Origin of the sequence: Mesorhizobium sp. KR9-304 (assembly GCF_040049215.1) — a bacterium.
GTDB lineage: Bacteria > Pseudomonadota > Alphaproteobacteria > Rhizobiales > Rhizobiaceae > Mesorhizobium_K.
In genome coordinates, this window is record NZ_JBDZDN010000001.1 from 960,841 (window position 1) to 978,576 (window position 17,736).

Annotated in this window: 16 protein-coding genes; 8 read left to right on the forward strand and 8 right to left on the reverse strand. The window is 61.2% G+C overall.

All coding sequences use genetic code 11. The features are described 5' to 3' along the window. Window positions 1-4: 4 nt before the first annotated feature. The 8 genes from ABLE71_RS04495 to ABLE71_RS04530 all read left to right on the forward strand — a co-directional run bounded on the left by ABLE71_RS04495 (window position 5) and on the right by ABLE71_RS04530 (window position 5,035). A complete protein-coding gene (locus tag ABLE71_RS04495; RefSeq protein WP_348782155.1) occupies window positions 5-199 on the forward strand; it encodes an AlpA family phage regulatory protein in 195 nt (64 codons plus the stop codon). A 131-nt stretch (window positions 200-330) separates the two neighbouring features. Beyond that, window positions 331-507, forward strand: coding sequence for a hypothetical protein (locus ABLE71_RS04500; protein ID WP_348782156.1), 177 nt, complete (start codon window positions 331-333; stop codon window positions 505-507). After that, window positions 504-1,445 (forward strand): hypothetical protein, encoded by a 942-nt coding sequence (locus ABLE71_RS04505; protein ID WP_348782157.1) that lies wholly within the window; start codon window positions 504-506, stop codon window positions 1,443-1,445. Before ABLE71_RS04500 ends, ABLE71_RS04505 begins: the two co-directional genes overlap by 4 nt. Window positions 1,446-1,512: 67 nt before the next feature. Beyond that, a complete protein-coding gene (locus ABLE71_RS04510) occupies window positions 1,513-2,919 on the forward strand; it encodes a phage/plasmid primase, P4 family (protein WP_348782158.1) in 1,407 nt (468 codons plus the stop codon). Window positions 2,920-3,234: 315 nt separating this feature from the next. Then, window positions 3,235-3,522 (forward strand): hypothetical protein, encoded by a 288-nt coding sequence (locus ABLE71_RS04515; protein WP_348782159.1) that lies wholly within the window; start codon window positions 3,235-3,237, stop codon window positions 3,520-3,522. 6 nt (window positions 3,523-3,528) lie between these two features. Continuing rightward, complete coding sequence (locus ABLE71_RS04520) at window positions 3,529-3,726, forward strand: hypothetical protein (RefSeq protein WP_348782160.1); 198 nt, start codon at window positions 3,529-3,531, stop codon at window positions 3,724-3,726. 108 nt (window positions 3,727-3,834) lie between these two features. Continuing rightward, entirely contained in the window at window positions 3,835-4,320 is a 486-nt protein-coding gene (locus ABLE71_RS04525) for a helix-turn-helix domain-containing protein (protein ID WP_348782161.1), read from the forward strand. A gap of 1 nt (window position 4,321) precedes the next feature. Continuing rightward, the gene (locus ABLE71_RS04530; protein ID WP_348782162.1) at window positions 4,322-5,035 is read left to right on the forward strand and encodes a hypothetical protein; all 714 of its coding nucleotides are present in this window, start codon (window positions 4,322-4,324) and stop codon (window positions 5,033-5,035) included. Between the two features lie 116 nt (window positions 5,036-5,151). Here the strand turns inward: ABLE71_RS04530 and ABLE71_RS04535 are convergent, their stop codons facing one another. The 8 genes from ABLE71_RS04535 to ABLE71_RS04570 form a co-directional block, all read right to left on the reverse strand. After that, entirely contained in the window at window positions 5,152-5,703 is a 552-nt protein-coding gene (locus ABLE71_RS04535; RefSeq protein ID WP_348782163.1) for a recombinase family protein, read from the reverse strand. A gap of 508 nt (window positions 5,704-6,211) precedes the next feature. Continuing rightward, a complete protein-coding gene (locus ABLE71_RS04540) occupies window positions 6,212-9,559 on the reverse strand; it encodes a UvrD-helicase domain-containing protein (RefSeq protein ID WP_348782164.1) in 3,348 nt (1,115 codons plus the stop codon). After that, entirely contained in the window at window positions 9,550-12,630 is a 3,081-nt protein-coding gene (locus ABLE71_RS04545) for a PD-(D/E)XK nuclease family protein (RefSeq protein WP_348782165.1), read from the reverse strand. The genes ABLE71_RS04540 and ABLE71_RS04545 overlap by 10 nt, the downstream gene beginning before the upstream one ends. Before the next feature lie 78 nt (window positions 12,631-12,708). Further along, on the reverse strand, window positions 12,709-14,061 hold the full coding sequence (locus ABLE71_RS04550) for a HipA domain-containing protein (protein WP_348782166.1): 1,353 nt from the start codon (window positions 14,059-14,061) through the stop codon (window positions 12,709-12,711). A gap of 1 nt (window position 14,062) precedes the next feature. Next, entirely contained in the window at window positions 14,063-14,707 is a 645-nt protein-coding gene (locus ABLE71_RS04555) for a helix-turn-helix transcriptional regulator (protein WP_348782167.1), read from the reverse strand. Between the two features lie 456 nt (window positions 14,708-15,163). Next, the gene (locus ABLE71_RS04560) at window positions 15,164-15,892 is read right to left on the reverse strand and encodes a hypothetical protein (protein WP_348782168.1); all 729 of its coding nucleotides are present in this window, start codon (window positions 15,890-15,892) and stop codon (window positions 15,164-15,166) included. Window positions 15,893-16,001: 109 nt separating this feature from the next. Beyond that, window positions 16,002-16,265 carry a hypothetical protein gene (locus ABLE71_RS04565; RefSeq protein WP_348782169.1) on the reverse strand — a complete coding sequence of 88 codons (264 nt, stop codon included), beginning with the start codon at window positions 16,263-16,265 and terminating at the stop codon, window positions 16,002-16,004. A gap of 27 nt (window positions 16,266-16,292) precedes the next feature. Then, on the reverse strand, window positions 16,293-17,735 hold the full coding sequence (locus tag ABLE71_RS04570; protein ID WP_348782170.1) for a YCF48-related protein: 1,443 nt from the start codon (window positions 17,733-17,735) through the stop codon (window positions 16,293-16,295). Window position 17,736 lies beyond the last annotated feature (1 nt).

Here is a 17,736-nt window from a genome sequence, read left to right on the forward strand (position 1 = left end):
GAACATGAACACCCCGCAGAATATCCTCCGCCGCGACGCCGTGGAACGTATGACGGGCCTGCCCAAATCCACCCTTTACGCCAAGGTTGCCGCAGGCGAATTCCCGAAACCTATTAAACTCGGTGCCAGGGCGGTCGGCTGGCTTGAACATGACATCGCCTCTTGGCAGCTAGCCCGTATTGAAGCGCGAGCCGCGTGACAAAAAGAGGCCCCGCCGCACCGGAGCGCGACGAGGGGAATAAAGGACAGTTTTCTTTCGCCGAACAATAGGAAGATAGTCCCAACAACCCCGAAGGTCAACGGCGCGGCGGTCCGGAAAGGACTGCTGAAATGGCTACTCAAAAGACCCTCCCGATCCCTGCCACTGCCGGTCTGCGCGTCGAACAGTTCGACCTCCAGCTTCCGGTCGCGATCTTCGTCGGCTTATCCACGTATACCGTCGCCAACGGTGTCGTCTTTCTGCTGAGGGGTCTCGTCTGCCGCTTGCTGTCAGTGGTGCTCGCATGAGCACCGCCGATCCCACAGGCATCCGGCTGCAGCTGCTCGCCAACGGATTTACGCCTCTGCCGAACGTCGCGAAAGGCTGCTACCTCGCGGGCTGGCCTCGGCTCGCTGTTAATAGGCACATGATCCGCAAATGGCGGCGGCTCCTGCGATACAGCGACACCGGCATCAGGCTCGATAACGGGCTAGCGGTCATCGACATCGACATCGACGATGTTGCTGCCGTCGGCGCTATCTTGAAGCAACTGGCGGCGTTGCTGCCGGGTGCGCTGCGGCTCGTGCGTCACGGCAACGGTGCCAAGGTTGCGATATTCGTCAGGACCGACGAAGAGTTCGGCCGCATATGCTCGTACTCGTGGACGAAGCCCGGCGAAACCGAGGACGAAGGCGCTTACCGGGTCGAGATTTTCGGCGGCGGATCAGCTCGTCAGTTCGGAGCTTTCGGCAGTTGCGGCCCCGGCAAGTCCTACCGCTGGGCCGGGCGCTCGCCGCTCGACAGCCGCCTCGATCAACTGCCCTTTGTCACCAAGAAGCAATTCTTCAGCGCTGTCGACATTGCCGAGAAGGTGCTGCGCGAGCTGGGCTGGGGGCAGATGCTGCGGTCCAAGAGAGGCGAAAACGTGTCGCGGCCTGTCCGCGACCTGACCCCCGATATGGTCTTCAATTGCAACGACGGTGTGACGCGCACGCTTTCCGAGCTGACGGAACTGGCCAGAAGCGGCGGCCTTCCAGGAGGACTGGAATGCAGCGCGAGTTGGCTGGAAGGGCCGTCGGCGAAGCGCACCGACCGCTGCCTCATCGGCGCCACCGCGGACGGGAGCCTGACCGTCTGGGAAACCTCGTCTGACGTCACGCATATGTCCAAGCCGGTCGAGATCGACGTGGTCGAAGCGGCAAAGAAAATCCGCCGCGCGAAGGAACTATTCAATGTCCGCGCCTGAACCCATCCTCGTACCGCCGCCGACGGCACCGCTCGGCGTTGCTCAGGCTTTCGCCAAGACGCGTTACATGCAAGGCGACCTGCTGACGCTCCTGTACTGGCGCGGAAGTTTCTGGTCTTGGACCGGCACCCATTGGTCGGCGCTCGGCAACGACGAGATCGAAGCACTGATCTACGATTTTACCGATGACGCGCTCTACAGGAAGCCTGGCGGCGACACGGTGCCGTGGAACCCGAACGCGCGTCGTGTCCACGACGTGAAACACGCCCTGAAAGCGGTCTGCCGTGCACCGGAAGAGCTACAGCCGCCGTGTTGGCTCGACGGGCGCGAACTCGGCCCGGTCGTACCTTGCAGCAACGGCCTGCTAGCAGTCGACGGCCGAGAGCTGTTGGTGCACACACCGCTGTTCTTCAACCTGAACTCGTTGCCATACGGCTACGATCCCAGAGCCGACGCCCCGGCATGGCGCGATTTCACGGGTCAGCTTTGGCCCGATGACGACGAACCGCCGGCAGTGCTTGAAGAGTGCATGGGCTGCGCTGTCGCTGGCAAGGCCGATTTGCAGCGCATGGCTGCGATTGTGGGGCCACCGCGTTCGGGCAAGGGCACCATATTCGAGGTAATCAAAAATCTCGTCGGCCCCCCGCACACGGTCTCGGCGCAGCTGTCCAAGCTGACGGACGATAAGATACTGGTGGGCCTTCTCGGCAAATCGGTTTGCCTGATCCCCGACATGCGCGACGCTGGGCGCAATCCGCAGGCAGTCGCCGAGGTCCTGCTGTCAATAACAGGACAGGACGATTTCACGATCGACCGAAAATACAAGGACCCCTACTTCGGGCCGCTCAGCCCGTTTATCTTCACGGCCAGTAATGAACTCCCGTCGCTCAGGGACGCCAGCGGTGCGCTACCGTCGCGCTACCTGCCGATCATTATGACCGAGAGCTTTCTCGGTCGCGAGGACCGCACGCTGCGGTCGAGGTTGTTGGCCGAGCTGCCGGGCATCCTAAACTATGCGCTCGACGGTCTCGACCATGTCATCAAAACCGGGCGCTTCACCGAGCCTAAAGTATCGGCCGAAGCCGCCGAGGACTTGGCCGAGATGGCGTCACCGATGAAGCGCTTCGTTGCGGAACATCTCGCGGTGATGCCAAAAGGCGGCGACCCTGCCGAATACATCGAGCCGATTGCCGACCTGTTCAACACGCATAGGGCGTGGTCGCGCGACAACAACGAGAAGCCGATCTCGCGCGAGACGTTTGGCCAACGCCTCCGCGCAGCGGTGCCGACGATTAAGCGGTCGCAGCCGAGGGGCGAGGGCGGGGTACGTATACCGAGCTACATCGGCGTACGTTTGCTGCGTCGTGAGACCGAGACGGCACGTGCCAAGCGGCACGCGCTGGCAAAATTGAACGAGCGCGCAGGCGGCAGGGTGCGTGTAATCGAGGGCGGCGGCGATGACAACGACGCGTAGGCACGGGCTTGACACCGGCTTGGTAGGGGTTTGGAACGGGGTGAAAACATCCGCCCACCCCTTGGTATTTCTAGTGTTTATCCATCTGGCACAAGTGGCACAGGCTAATTCTCAACAATATTATTATGACAGTAGAGCCCTATACAGAGAGTGTTTAAAACCCTTGTTGCGTTTTCGCCCGTGCCGCCCGTGCCCCGTGTGTCAGCGCGCCGCCGCCACCCAAGACCGGCTTGCTGGTCGGCGTGATGTAGATTTCCGAACCGCTTGATGGCTCGCTGCCTTCTGCGATGATTGTTTATGGCGAGGATTTCGCCGTTGTTGATCAAACGAAAATTAGGGGCCAACGCCGTGAACAAGTATTTTCTCTCTGTCCTTTGCATTTTAACCGCCTGCGCGACACCGCCGGACCAAATCAAGCCGGTGGCTGACAACCGTAGGTGCACGCAGAATGATCGGGACCGGCTAGCCGACATAAGCGCCAATCAAAAGAAGAACGCCGACCGTGATGCGCTTGGAGTTTTCTTGGTCGGCGTACCCCTCGGCAAGGATGATGACCATGCGCCCGAAATCGCCAGACTAAAGGGCCGCTGCGGAGTAAAATAGAACGTGATGACTGCGCCCAAAGAACGCCGCGAGATCAGCCTAAGCCTGTTCGACGAGATTGAGCGGGCGGTCTTGACCGCGCCGCGCACCGCCAAGCCGGCCGCCGATCCGGCCGAAGCTCGACGCAAGCGCGAGGAGCTTCTGCGTTCACTGGATGAAGTGGGGGCGCGGGTCGGAGTAGGCCGAGAGATAGAAGAGGAGTGAGGCGATGCGGTCGGGTATGGCCCGATATGTCTATACGCTTATGCCACCCCTAAAGGCGGCCGGCCCGACGCCTTGCCTGCGCGGCGGGCTCGCCCAGGAGGCCCAGATATGACACCAGACCAGCGGAAAGGCCGGCCGTCCACCTTCCGCCCTGAGGCGGTCCAGCTCGCCGAAACCGGCATCACGCAGCCCGAAATTGCCGAGGCGCTCGGCACCACGAACAGGACCATCTCGCGCTGGGCGCTCCAGTACCAGGAATTCCGCGCTGCCCTTGATCGAGGTCTCGCCCGACGCGAGGCCGAACGGCGCTTGGCCGAGACAGCACCTCTCCGCGAAGCTGCCTCGAAACTTCGACGAATGATAGCTGACGCCCTGGCCTTCGATGGTGCTTGGGAAGGTCCGAAGGACCGTGGTAGCGCTGCCGGCACGCTGGACGGGGCCTTGACAAGCACCACACGCATGCTCTCGCGCCCGCGCCTCGCTCAGGCACGCCGCGAACGACAGATTATCCGGTATTCGCTGTCCGATCCCGAGCCTGATCTGGCCTTCGACTGCGATCCCGTTGAACTGCTCGATCCGCGCTCGGATTGTTAGCTTGCGCCTTAACCTGACGGCGGCTAGTCCTTTGTTTGCCCCGCACTCAGCGGTCGCGGAGGGCAAGCGCATGTGGAGGGTATTTTGGGCTGCGGCCGGCGGCGCCATCTTTGGCGGGCTTATCGTGTTGACGATCACCAGCCAGGATTGGTTAGTTGCTAGCATTCGCCACAACGCGACCTGGGAAACTGCGCGTGATTGGATCGGGGCGCTGAGTGGTTGGGCTGCCTTCTTCGCGGCGGCAGCAAGCCTTCCTTACCTGGTAGGCCAGTGGCTTGAAGCTAAGCGCCAGACGGCGTTTATCGTTGGCGACGCTGACCCAGACTTCCTTGTTTACCGCAATCGACAGAAGCGAGAAACCTATCTGACCGTCAGGAATTGGAACCGTCGCCGCGTGATGGTGGGCACGATTGTGATCCTTGGTAAGGCTGGGATCGAAATCGACAACGTTGTCGACCGACAAAACTCGAGCAAATCATGGAAGAGCATGAAAGCCGCCGACGAGAGTGGCGAGTTTAAGATTGACGGGTGGACTGACCGCAACAGGGAGCCACCGCCGGATCGGTCGTTCATTATCAACATGGTACAGAGAGGCGAGCCAGTTCTCGATCACGGCTCCAAGCTCGAGTTCAAGATTTCGTACCGGATACTCGGTCAAGAGCATGAGCGCCGTTCGACGCGAGTTGTGACTAGTGCGATCATCGAACAGAATTGATGCATTGGCCCTTAAGAGGGTTTGTGCACTAGTCTGTTCTCGCCTAAGGCTAGCGGCTCAACGCCTACTGGGCATCGCACCTTGGACGCGGACAAGTCGAATTCCCTCATTTTTCCTTAAGCCAATACCTTCTGCACAGTGGCTTTCGAGAACCCAATCTGCGCAGCGATCTTGCGGATGCTGATACCGTCCTTCCGGAGCTTGCGTATCTCGGCTTCGACGGCATCGGTCACGAGCTTAGGCCGACCGCCTACCCTGCCCTCAGCCTTGGCCTTGGCTATGCCTTCCATCTGGCGTTCCCGACGTATCTCAGTCTCGAACTCGGCAATCAGCGCCAGTATGCCCATGACAAGCTTGCCGGTTCTCGACGTGGTGTCCACGGCGGCATCATCCAGCACCTTGAAGCCGACCCCTCTATCGTTCAGGTCGGTCACGATCTTGTAGAGGTCGGCTGTTGAGCGAGCGAGCCTGTCGAGCTTGGTGACCAGCAGCGTGTCGCCTTCCCTGACATAGCGCAGGCACTCGGCTAGCTGTGGTCGCTTGCCGTCCAAGCCTGACCACTTCTCTGAAAAGAGCTTCGTAGCGCCTGCTGCCTTCAAGCGATCAAGCTGTGTTTGGTAGTCCTGCTGTCCTGTCGAGACGCGCGCGTAGCCGACGATGCTGCCCATATATGTACCCTTCTCTCTAGGCGATTGCAGACACGTGCTTAGTGTACGCAATAGGTACAGTCAATAGGTCTGTGCTAGAAAGGTGTACAAAAGTGTACGATCTGTTGATACCGCCGACTTCATATCGCGCAGCGATAACGCCGTTAGATTTGAGGTTCCAGGTAATTGTTACGCATGGTAGCCCTTTGGAAAATGCAGTTGCCCGAAAAACTTCGATGGCGTTTCGGACGACCGCTTTGGGGCCGTATCCAGACTGTCCGCGGGCGGCGAGGATCGAACAGCTGCCAGACTGCCGGGTCGACACCGGGCCAGATTGTCGCGGCCGCCTAGAGGTTCACTGAGGTGCATGCTCTCCGCTTGGCTGAACGAGCGCAAGGCATGTGGACAGCCGCTGGCCGCTGAGTTCGATAGTTTTAGACTGCCCTTGTACGACTTCTTGCGATCGCAAAAGTAGTTCGTCGTCAATTGGTGTCACAGGTATCTCGAGCACGCATCTGCCGAATGCGTTTCAGCTAAAATGACTATATGGCCTGTGACGCAGCTTCAGTTGCGCAAGAAGTCCTTCTCGATCCCCTATCCAGATCAGCTCACCGCTTGTCATAAACACCAACGCTCCGGCGATCGCGCCGGTGACCGACACGTATTCGTCGAGTTGGGCAAAGTAGTCCGATTTGACCTTCGGTGACGGATTCACATCTGACTTCCAGTCGAGCACGCCGACCACCCTGCCCTCGCGCACGATCAGGGCATCCACACGGCCTGCCAGGAGGACCGCGCCGTCGGCGTTCCAAACTGGAACTTCGCCCTCGAGAAACGGTAGCAGGGTAGCCACGTCCTCCAGCGCAAACGTGTCACGGATCAGAGTGGCGGCCTGCGCGGGGTCCGGAAACTCAACATCTTGGTCCAGCAATTGCGAGCGCAGCTGTGTCAGAAGCTCAACGGCGCGAACGGTCAGCGCTTCGAGGGTAACAGTCAGTTCGCCGGTGACCACCTCCTCAGCCAGCTTGTGGAGCAGCGTTCCACGTAGCGGACCGGCGCCGATCGGTGGTAGCGCCGGATAGGTCAGCTCGCTCGATGGCGGCAGATCGATGACCGGCGGGGTGCGATCGCCGTCATGAAGGCTCGGCTGGCGCCACCGAAGCGCGCGAGCGCCCGCGGCGACGATCGCGGCCTCCTCGGCAAACTTTTGGGCGGTCTGCAAATTGGTCTGTGCCGGGCGATCTTCGACGACCTTGGCTGGCAATAGATCGAGGTTGACTTCGGGCAATTCGAGCTTGTCGAGCCGCACTGCGCGGTACCAGGACGCTGCCCGCGACGTCGGCAGGTTGGGGACAATCAGCAGATCCCGCGCCCGGGTGCAGACGACGTACCACATCCGCTGGCGCTCAAGAGCCTGCTGGCGCGCCTCTTCCCTGCGCGCCGCGTCGAGCGAAGCCGGTGTCACGCCGCCCACCACCCAATGTAACGTGTTGTCACCGGGCTGGTGAACGAACTGCGATGGCGGACGGAAATTGGTCGCCGTGCCGATCGGGATGACGATCGGCCACTCCAACCCTTTCGAATTGTGCATCGTGACGATCTGCACGGCTTCTTCGACGCTGTCGCTTCGCCCTTCCTGCACGGTGGCGCGGCGCTCCCATTGCTGCTGCAACTCCTCGACAAGGCTCGACAAGCCGAATACCGAGTAGCGGCGCGCCATCTCGACCAACGCATCCAGATTGGTGATCGCGCGGGCATTGCGGGTGACGTGGCGGGCCGCGAGGATCGGCCGCATCAACAGCGCCTCGATCGCCTCGGACAGCAGTTGCGCCGGTGGAACGACGAACGAACGCCGTCGCAGCCGCTGCAGGGTTTCGATCGTCGACTTCGCATATGCATTCGAAAGGCCACTGACATCGGTCAGCAAGCTAAGATCGGGGGGCCTTCCATCCTTCCACTCGCCGAGCTCAGCGACGATATCGAGAAGTTCGGCATCGCTCAGGCCGATGATCGGCCCGCGCAGCAGCGCGCCGAATGCCAGCTTGTCGGTGGCATCGGACAACGCGCGCAAGAGCGTCAGCACATCGTGGGTTTCGGGCCGCAGAAACAAGGCCTTGCCGGCCTGGGACGCCACCGGGATGCGGCGCCGCTCGAGTTCCTGCTCGTAGCGCCAGAGTTCAGTGTGGCTCGCCGCCATCAGCGCGATGTCGCCAGCCCGAGCCGGTCTCAAGCTCCCATCCTTCTGGCGCACCGGCACCCGGCCGATCAGGCCCTCGCAGATTTCCCCGACGGCGAGCGACTCGAGCCGCCGGACTTCGCCGGGACCCTCGTCCTCGGTTCCGATCGACAGCCGGACCACATGCGGCATAACTGCCGGCTGCTGCTCAATCGTTGGATGAAGGGCAACATAGACCGGCTGGCTTCCGCCATCGAACACTTCGGCGAAGTTCAGATTGACGAAGTCGATGATCGGGCTGCGTGACCGGAAGTTCGCGGTGATTGCCACCAGCGCGCCATTTGGCTGGCCGATGATGAGGTCGCGCGCCGCCCGGTAGGCGGCGATATCGGCGTTCCGGAAGCGATAGATGCTCTGCTTGGGATCGCCGACAAAGAACAGGGCGCCGGGCCGAAGACGGGCCTGCCGCCAGTCACTGACCGGCCCGTCGGCGGCGATCGCGAACAAGATTTCGATCTGAAGGATATCGCTGTCCTGGCATTCGTCGACGAGGATGATCGGAAACCGCGTCGCAACATTTTCTCGGACCTGCTTGTTGCCGATCACCAGATCGCGGGCATGCTCGAGCAGGTCATCGAAATCCATGACGGCAGCGCGCCGCTTCATTTCGTCGTAGGCGTCGAGCGCCGCCTGCATCGATCCGGACAGCTGCCAGATCATGCGGCTGCCGGTATGGGCGAGGAGCCCGAGCAATTTTTCGCCGACCGAGCCATAGAGCGCCAGCACCTCTTCATGCAGCCGAGCGCCCTCTTCTTCTCCGTACGTCTTCTTGAATGGGCCGAGGCGCTGGAAAGCCTCGAACTCGAAACTCTTCCATTTCATAGCGCCGATCCGCGGGGGCCGGGTCAGCCGCCATAGCGTGTCGAAATTGACCTCGCCGGCAAACGCGCCATCACAATAGCTACGCAGCTGGCCGAAACCGGCCACGTAGTCATTGGTCTTCTTGTCGACCGGATGGCCGGCAACCCAGCGCGCATAGGCATCAACAGCGTCCACCAACTCAATATCGGGCCGCGCCAAGAAGTCGGGACGCGGTGGCTGCGCCCGGCGGTGCTGCCGGCGGATCTTGGCGAGATCGCGCAGCTCTCGCTCCACCTCGAGCGGGTCATCTTCTGCCAGGACGACCACAGACCGGTCCATCTCACTGCCACTCGACAGCGCATCGGCAAACCAGTCCGAAAAAGCCTGGTCGAACATGGCCTCCGCGACCATTTCGTCGGCGACCTTGATGCCGGGGTCGAGTTTGGCCTCGACCGCATTGTCTACGATGATCTGTTGGCAGAACGAATGGATCGTCGTCACCGTCAGCTCATCGAGGTGGCCGGCTGCGGCTTCGAGCGCGCTCTCCTGCTCGGCACTGAGCCCAGTCGGCAAGGCGGCCTTGAGCTCGAGCGGCACGCTGCCCGTCAAGAGCTCTTCGACGACCGAGTGGATGCGCTTGCCCAATTCCGAAGCGGACGCCTCGGTGAAACTGATGGCGGCTATGGTGGCGGGCTGATGGCCCGCAGCCAAAAGCATGGCCACCCGGCACGACATCAGCGTCGTCTTGCCCGTGCCCGCCGCGGCCTCGACCACAAGATTGGTCGAAAAGTCGGTGACGCAGCGCGTGCGTGCATCCTGGTCCGGGACGATCACGGACATGAACGCCAGTCCTCGAGCGGTGCATTGGCGACGGCGAGCGCGTCGCCTTTGTCGGCGAGGTAGCCCTGAAGGTCAGCCGGCCGCGCCAAGCGATAGGCCGAGTACTTGTCGAAGGCGTCGGGACCGGCGATGGCGAACCCGCTTTTGAGCGATGTTGTCGCGGCGGTCACGAAGGTGGACAAATCAATAATGGCCTTGTCGAGACGCTCGGCCTCGAGCGGCCTCGTCGTGATCGGGGTGCCCAGATACAGCAACCGCGCAACGACACGGCCAGGCCGGACGAGCATTCGGATGGCGATTGCATAAAGCACCCTCTGGAGCTCCCGGCCCCCGTCCATCACGAGGTCGTCAGGAGATCGCTCGGGCTTGGACGTTTTGTAGTCGGTGATCCGCGCGACGCTTCCCGACTTCGCCAGGTCCAGCCGGTCGATGCGGCCGATGACCCGGACGCCGGTGCCATCGAGGACGACATCGCGCTCCTCGGGCCAAGGCGCCCCGCCTGGGTTCGCGGTGCCGCCGAAGTTGAGCTCGGTCCAGGTGTCGAGGGAATGCGGCAGGTCCTCGTCGATCTTGAGCGCATGAAGAGTGAGATCGACGGCCTTGCCGATCGTGCTTGTCCAGAGCGTAGCCGGCGGCACTGCCCGCTCGAGCGGCCATGACGCTTCGATGGCGGTAGCCGCGTCCCTGACAACCTGTTCGCGTTCGTCGGTCGAAGTCTTCTGAACCCCACCCAGCCGGTCGAGCCGACGCACGCTGGCAGCGATGAGTTCGTGCACCAGCTCGCCGAAGCTTGCAGCGCTCAAGACCAGCGGCCGGTGCGCGAATTCCCTCGGCCGCCAGTCAAGCGCACGATTCCACACGAAAGATTGGGGATCGCGGAGAAGCAGCCGAAGTGCGGTGGAGGACAGTGGCTCTTCGAGCGCCCGCAGGATGACCGGATGGTTCGGAGGCACCAACCCATCGAACGCGTTCAGTTCACCCCTCAGGGCCGCTCGCCAACTGACCCGGCTCCGCGATACCCTGGGATCAGCCAGCGCGTCAGCTGGGCGCGACAGCAGCCGGTCGGCTTCCGAGAAGCAATGTGCCGGCACGCGCAGGCGTGCCAGTTCGACCTCCTCTTCCTTAGGCCATAACGGACTGGCGGCCTGCAGCCCACCGCGCACCGAACGGCGGCTGCGCGACAAGGCCAGATGCCGGGCATGACCAGTGATTATGTCGAAGCTGGTGCGATCAATCTCGGTAACTGAGCGCGCCTGCAGCTCGCGCCGCGGGACCACGTGATGCGGCACCAGGGGATCGTCGCCGCCGGCGCGGGGCCAGGACCTGACTGACAACCCGATCAATCGGGCGGCTGGACGAGGGCTGGCAGCGAGCTGATCGGCCGAACACCAGGCGACCGAATTGGCGGCGTCGTTCTCGTCAGCGACCCGCAGATGCTGCAGCGACAGGGCCAGCGCCTCGGCCGGCGAAGCCCGCAGCGCGTCCCTCCAAATCTCTTTGGACTCGGCGCCAAGGAGCAGCTCGCCCAATTCGAGCGCTTCGCCGATCCCCCTGTCGAGGCGGCTGAGGATCGGCAAAAGCACGCGCTCGGCCAGGTCACCGTCGGCGCGGCGCTCGCGGGCCCTGAACAGGCTCGTTTTCCACTGCACCACGCTGTTCAGCGACGCGGCGGGTCGAATGCCACGCGACCAGTCGGTCGGCAGGAGTTCCAGCACCCCTGCCTTTGGTAGCCCGAGCAACAACCGGCGGACACGATCCTGGCTCAGGCCGCGCAGAAGGATATCAGCCAGCGCCGCGCAGCTCTGGCCAGCGGCGGTCGATAGCGCCGGAATACCGCCGGCAAAGTGGATCGGCAGCGAGGCTTCCCGGCGAAGCACCAGCATGTGCTCGTCGTAGTCGCTAAGCGACGTGCTGGCGATTGCGATGTCGGAAGCCGCGACCGTGCCGGTGCTCATGAGCCCCCTCGCCCAGCGCAGCGCTTCGATCACCTCGCTGCGGTGATCAGCCACGGCCTCCACCCTGCGGAATTCCGGCGTGGACACAGGTTGCTCGACTAGACGCCCGGCAAACCACTTGCGGTCGACCTTTCCCGATGTCCGCCACTCCACAGTCGGTACCAGCGCATTGATCAGCGGCCGCCAGAGCGGCTCGATATCGACAATTCCCTCGAGCACGATTGCGCCGAGGAGCTTCGGGGCCTTACCGGCACGCGCGATTGCCCGGTCACGCAGGTCGGTGGGTAGCAGCCACGCCGCGGGAAGTTGGCGACGGATCTCGGCCTCGACGCGCATGAGGTCGGCCATCTGCTCGCCGCGCCCGGCGAGGGATTTGAGGTCCAGATCGGCATTCCAAATCTTGTGCAATGCCTCCATTACGGCTCGCGGCATGCCGGGAAAGCCGGCAATTTTATTGAACTTGCTGAAGCCACCTTCCGCCAGCACCGCCCTGATCAGGGGGAATAGTACTTCCTGCGGCGCCACATCGAGGAAGCCACCGCTCAACCGGGCGGCAAGCTGGGGCAGCATTAGGATTTCGAGGCCGATGGCGTTGGCGTGCGCTGCCGCGGCACGCTGCATCCGATAGGCCAGAAGGCCTGAGACGATCAAGGTCTGGCGCTGCATCGGGTTAGGTGTTGGCTTCTCTGTCGTCTTTGAGGTTTGATGCAGTAATCGAACATGCACAGCGACGGAATCCAAGTGACCAAAACCTTCCAAGCGCCGATAACCCGCTTCCTGGGCACTATTTGTCTGGCGCAAGCTGTGAGAAGGCTGTCGCATGCGCAGCCATTCGCTGAGCTTGGCAATATCGGCCCCAGCTTTCCAGCATTTGAGGCAGTGGAAAAATAGCGCCACCGCAACGGCCCCGACGGGGACAGTGACGGCTCGCGGCCAACAAGCGATGCGATGACCCTCGGCGGCACCAAACGACAACTTTGGGGCCTCTCCGGACCGTCCGGTATCGACCGGGATCGCGATAAGCTGCCGTTCAGCACCCGACCCCAAATCAGACGTTTGGTTGACCTGCCAGCGTTCCTGAAAGCAGCCGTACCCGGTCGCGAAATACGACCTCATTCGACGCACCGGACCCGCCTGAGCGCTGTGTGTCCAATCTACAAATTGTCATTTACGTTAGTCATCGTGTTCTGGTCCTCAGCTGAGGAGCCAGCCACCTGTCCTGCCGATGAAAGCGTCGCGCTCCTTTGCTGCCTCAGGAACGTCGACCTCCAAATTTCCGAGCAAAGTTCTGATGTTGGTAGCGATCAAGTCCGCAAACCTCTTCATGCCCCGTTTGTTGAGTTCATCCAAGCGGGCAGCGAGGGCAGATGCGATTTCATCGCTATATCGTACTCGGAGGCGGCGCCGAGCTGGGGCGCTATCGATTCCCATGTCGCGAAGAAACGCGTCGAAGTCTTGGATCGCGATTTCCCCAAGCCTTTGGGCAGATCCGATGCGAAACGCGAACTCGTCCGTCAGGCTGTCGTCTAGCCTCGTCGGTAAGATATCGTAGCGAGGGGCGAGGCGGACACTCCGTCCCCGTCCAAACAGAAGTGCGAAATTTTTCGCATGCCCGTCTGTGTTGCCAATCAGCAGATCGAAAAGGGTGGCCCGAATAAACCGGTCCTTATCGCCGGCCGGATCGTCGGTCGCCTCCAAGACTTTGCGGATGCCGGCAACATCGAACCGGCGGCCTTCTGTACCGCGTCGTTCATACTTCAATGATGCCGGCAAGCCGAGCGCCTGGGCGAAATCCTCCTGATGGATTCGAATGATTCTCCCCTGTCTATCCAGGCCGCGGTCGAAGCGCGTGACGAGCAGTGTGTTGATTTTTGCTATAGGCATCGCAACGACCTCGGCCGTTTCGAAGCCAAGTACCTGCGAAAGGCTCATTGCCTCCGCCTCTAGCAGCGCATCCTGGAGATGTTCTTGGTCAGGAACCTTTAGGATATGTGTTGTGGGTGCGCCAGTACCGGGGTTGGGCTCAGCGAGCTGGCCGTCTGGCAACAGTGTCAGCGCTATCTTGCTTTGCATGCCTGCCAGCGGCGATGGGTCTTCTGTACCCTCTGGCAGACGCTGACGTTTGTGAAGCGAGTTGACAATCGCTTTCAACCGTTCCGGCGATATTACTGTGTAGTCGTGATCGTAGTCTCCAGGTACTTTCACCGGGGGAGTTCCGATAGGTAGAACTGACAAGGCGCCGGCGCAGTCCTTTCCAAGATGAAAAAGCAAGCCCGCTATGTCGTCGCGTGATAGTCCCTCACGGTCCATGATGTCGGTGAGCGCTGAATCGCGTTCCTGGAGAAGATTGTCGAAGAATGGCCGGGCAATGACATCTTCGTAGGGCTCTGGACTAAGCGGTAAGGATAACGACAGCGGCGTAGCATCCGAAGCGGACACATATTCTTCCTTGTAGGCGAACGCTACCGCTCCTCGATCATCACGGATGAGGACGCCAACAGGATCGTTGTAGCCGTCTAGGCGAACGTCAAGGGCAAGCGGTTCCATCTTAGGGCGGGTTCCGCGCAAATATCGATATGCCGGCAGCGCGCATAACTTTTAGAACCTTGCCCAGTTCGAGGGTCGCCTTGCCATTCTCCAACTCAGAGACAAACCGACGTCCCACGCCTGCCAGGTCGGCGAAGCTTTGCTGCGACTGTTTTCGCCTTTCACGGGCTTTGCGGATCAAGAGCCCCAAGTCTTCTGGCGATTTTACCTCGATACTAGGCAATTCGCTGGTGGGGAGGCTGGCCCTTGGCGCAGTGTTTGATTTGCTAACAACCCCCGCGCTTTCATGCTGCGGACGCAAATATGAGTCCGTAAGTATCCGCGGCAAGGAAGCCTGTATCATCCGGGACGTGTCCGGCAAATTGAGATTCACCTTGGGAAACGTGTGACTCTTGGTCAGATCGCTCAAGGCGCCGTAGCGGGACAACGCCTTGGCAAGGTCAGCTGCTGTTTGATGAGCCTTATCTATTTCGTTGTTTGTAGGCAGCGTCGGAATGACTTTCTTTAGCGAGTCAATGGGTGCGTTGATTGCAGCGAGCTGCTTGGCCAGAGTTTGGGCTGCTCCCGCTTGTGCAGCTACACGCGCTAACTCCGTTGCGTTAAGCGTGCTCAGATTGGGGTGAGATTTGGAGGGTTTTTCAGCCATTGAATTGCTCCCGCACGGGAACTTAGTTGAATTTAAAGGGGCATTCAAGGCCTAATGTTCCCGCTCGGGATCATTGAAGGTGGATGACACCGTACGGGAACACATAGGAGCGAATCGCTCGAAACTAACGGCCATGATACCGCTCGGGAACCGCCGTCTACGAATGCGAGCGATGTACTACGAACCGTAAAAGACGACTGGATCGAGTGATACCGCCCTTCCAGAGGCTTAGCGACCGTACAGCGAAACAGGCCGGCTGAGAGGCGGTCACCTGAGCGGCCGCTTCTCAACTTCAACATCGAAAAGCGGTCGGTCAGGTTTCCACCCCCGACCGGCCGTTTTCGTCTGCACGACCTGCCTGATGGGAAGTGCTTCCCAATAACGTTCTCGTGACCGATAATTGCCCCGCAGCAGCAGCGCAGGGGAAAGCTGTCCTCGGCGCCACGAGGGGGCGGTCTAGAACAACAAGCGACATGTTCCTCTCGCGAAAATGCACGTACGTATTTCAGTCCGCGCGTAGATTGGTCCCGAGAAGACATTCATTGCGTCAGGTCCCGCGTGCCGCGCCAGCATGCGCTCCGTAAGAAGCGCTCCGTCTGAGGCGCCGATGAAGAGAACACCGTCACCGCGTAGAACCTCCAGTATGTCTGAAATCAGGCTGCCCGCGCGCGCCGCACATCCACGGCGGGACGATTCGACAAGGATCCAGAAAATCGGCCCATAATTGTCATAGATAAAGTCGAATTTTCCGCCAGAGACCGGAAGCATCTGTGGCAGATCACCGATCAGTTGCAGGTCGATCATAGGCTGACGAACTACGCTTTCGCTCTCTCCTCCTTGCCCCTGAAACGGGTCGATCGGCGTCAATCCAATCGTGGTCAGAGTGCATTGAGGAACGATTCTCCTGATCTCCGCGGCGGCGACGCCGGCGCCTGGTCCGAGTTCCAGTACGCGCAGCGATGACCGACCTCGAAGCCGGTACAGCATGTCAGCCGCACGGTCGCACAATGGGCGGGTGTGGGTCGGCTTCCAGGACCAGCCGCCACGGGAACCAGGGTGGATGAAAGGATTCTCGACGGGCAACCTGACCGCTTCGCCGAAAGCGATCAGGCCCAACTCGATCGCTCGTCGAACCCCTTCGTGATAACGGTGAGCCGGAATGCTATCCGCTCCACCGAAAGTCATCGGCGTCCACCGATACCGTCCCTTCACGTCCTGGCAAAACCGAATGTCTCTGGACACTTGTTGGCACGACCGGCTCGCTTATGGCTGTGTGACGGAAATTGACGTTCTGCTATCCGATGCGCTTCGCGTCCGCGTCCGGATCATTTGCCTTCCACCAGTCATAGAAGTTCGTGACGCGCTCGTCGCTCCAGCGTGGCGCCCCGATCGGCATCCGCCCGCTTTCGACGGATGCGTGAATCTGTGCGGCGTAGTACAGAACGTTCCCCTCATCGTGCAGGTCCATCTGCTTGGGCCAAGCCTGCGAGACCTGCTTCATGTGGTCCACATCCGTGCCGGTGAAGTACTCCTTGATCGTTTCCCATGTGACGGCCATGCTCTTCTCCATTGTCATGGTCAGTTTTCACCGGAGTGGAGGCAGCCGCACCATCTGGCTTTCACCTGCATTTCCGTTCACCGACATTCGGCAGATATATACGCCGCCGGCCATGCGGTTGCCCTGATCGTCCAATCCGTCCCAAACGACACTGTGGCGCCCCGCCGCCTGGGGAATCCGGTCCACGATCGTTCGAACATGGAAAGCGAAATGGTTCCAGATGCCGACGAAGACACGTTCGGCATCCTGCTGCAGCACGTAGCTAATTTCGACCGACCCACGCGAATCGAACGGCACGTGGGCCATCGCGAACTGCGCCGGCTTGGGCCTCGCCGCAGCGGCGGCAACCTTCAGACCCGCCATTGCGGATGACGGGCCGCCCTTATAGACCGTCCGCCCGCTGCAGTAGCCGACCCGGATCGGATCGCCGATGAAGCGATAGCGGTTGATTCGCGCGCGGGCGTCGGACTGCGAATCTCCAGGCACATTGTCCTGTGCTGTCCAGGTTGCGCCGCCATCGACCGTCACGCTGTTGAAGAGGCCCTCGAATGATTGGCCCCAACCGCCGACCCAGCCGGCTTGGGGCGCGATGAATCCGATGCCTTCGAGATCCATGTTGATCTGCTTGCCCGAAGCGTCGGCTATGGGCTTTCGCGTCCAGGTCTCACCACCGTCGTCGGTGAGGAGGATGGCGGCCGCCGTGAAGTTTTCCAGCGACACATAGCCATGTCGGCTGTCGAGCCACTGGATCTTCCAACCCCACTCTCCGCAGTCGACGCCCGCCACGTCGGCTGCTTTGTTAACCCAGGTCTGCCCACCGTCAGTGGTCTTGAGCACCACCGGCTTCAGCTGCGCGTATTGAGGTGCCGTCTCGAAGCCCGGCTTGTTGTTAGGGCAGGCCGGATCGATCTTGCCACCGACCACCCAGCCGGTCTTGGCGTCTGTGAAATGGATATCGATCAGGTTGTCGGCCTGCGTGGACAGATCCACATAGGACCAGCTTGCGCCGCCATCGGTTGTCTTTACAACGCCGGGCCCAGGGAGATTCGGATCGTTCGTCCCGGCTCCGTAGATCACGTCCTCGTTGACGGCGAAGATCCCGCAGATACCGGCGGGTGCGTCCTGGGGCATGTTCCTTTGGGCTGTCCAGGTCGCGCCGCCGTCCTCGGTTCTATGCAGCAGGATGTCCAGATACTCTTTGCTGGACGAGAACTTGGTCACTGATCCGATCCAGCCTTGCTCACGGCTCGGCCAGGCCATGCAGCGCAGATACGGGAATGCGGTGGACGAGGGGTCGATGAACTCGCGTTGCTGCCAGGTCTGGCCGCCGTCATTGGTCTGGCAGACCTGGCCGCTGCTATTGACCAGCCACCCGGAAGTCTCATCGAAGAACCAGATGTCGTCGGTGCGAGAGCTGGCCTCTGGCGCGTCGCCGGCCACGGCCCAGACCCAGTCCTTGATATCGGTCATT

Bases quoted from the DNA above. Each gene is read 5' to 3' on its own strand.
- ABLE71_RS04495 (WP_348782155.1), top strand. From the start codon at position 5: ATGAACACCCCGCAGAATATCCTCCGCCGCGACGCCGTGGAACGTATG.
- ABLE71_RS04500 (WP_348782156.1), top strand. From the start codon at position 331: ATGGCTACTCAAAAGACCCTCCCGATCCCTGCCACTGCCGGTCTGCGC.
- ABLE71_RS04505 (WP_348782157.1), top strand. From the start codon at position 504: ATGAGCACCGCCGATCCCACAGGCATCCGGCTGCAGCTGCTCGCCAAC.
- ABLE71_RS04510 (WP_348782158.1), top strand. From the start codon at position 1,513: ATGCAAGGCGACCTGCTGACGCTCCTGTACTGGCGCGGAAGTTTCTGG.
- ABLE71_RS04520 (WP_348782160.1), top strand. From the start codon at position 3,529: ATGACTGCGCCCAAAGAACGCCGCGAGATCAGCCTAAGCCTGTTCGAC.
- ABLE71_RS04525 (WP_348782161.1), top strand. From the start codon at position 3,835: ATGACACCAGACCAGCGGAAAGGCCGGCCGTCCACCTTCCGCCCTGAG.
- ABLE71_RS04535 (WP_348782163.1), bottom strand. From the start codon at position 5,703: ATGGGCAGCATCGTCGGCTACGCGCGCGTCTCGACAGGACAGCAGGAC.
- ABLE71_RS04540 (WP_348782164.1), bottom strand. From the start codon at position 9,559: ATGTCCGTGATCGTCCCGGACCAGGATGCACGCACGCGCTGCGTCACC.
- ABLE71_RS04545 (WP_348782165.1), bottom strand. From the start codon at position 12,630: ATGAGGTCGTATTTCGCGACCGGGTACGGCTGCTTTCAGGAACGCTGG.
- ABLE71_RS04550 (WP_348782166.1), bottom strand. From the start codon at position 14,061: ATGGAACCGCTTGCCCTTGACGTTCGCCTAGACGGCTACAACGATCCT.
- ABLE71_RS04555 (WP_348782167.1), bottom strand. From the start codon at position 14,707: ATGGCTGAAAAACCCTCCAAATCTCACCCCAATCTGAGCACGCTTAAC.
- ABLE71_RS04560 (WP_348782168.1), bottom strand. From the start codon at position 15,892: ATGACTTTCGGTGGAGCGGATAGCATTCCGGCTCACCGTTATCACGAA.
- ABLE71_RS04565 (WP_348782169.1), bottom strand. From the start codon at position 16,265: ATGGCCGTCACATGGGAAACGATCAAGGAGTACTTCACCGGCACGGAT.
- ABLE71_RS04570 (WP_348782170.1), bottom strand. From the start codon at position 17,735: ATGACCGATATCAAGGACTGGGTCTGGGCCGTGGCCGGCGACGCGCCA.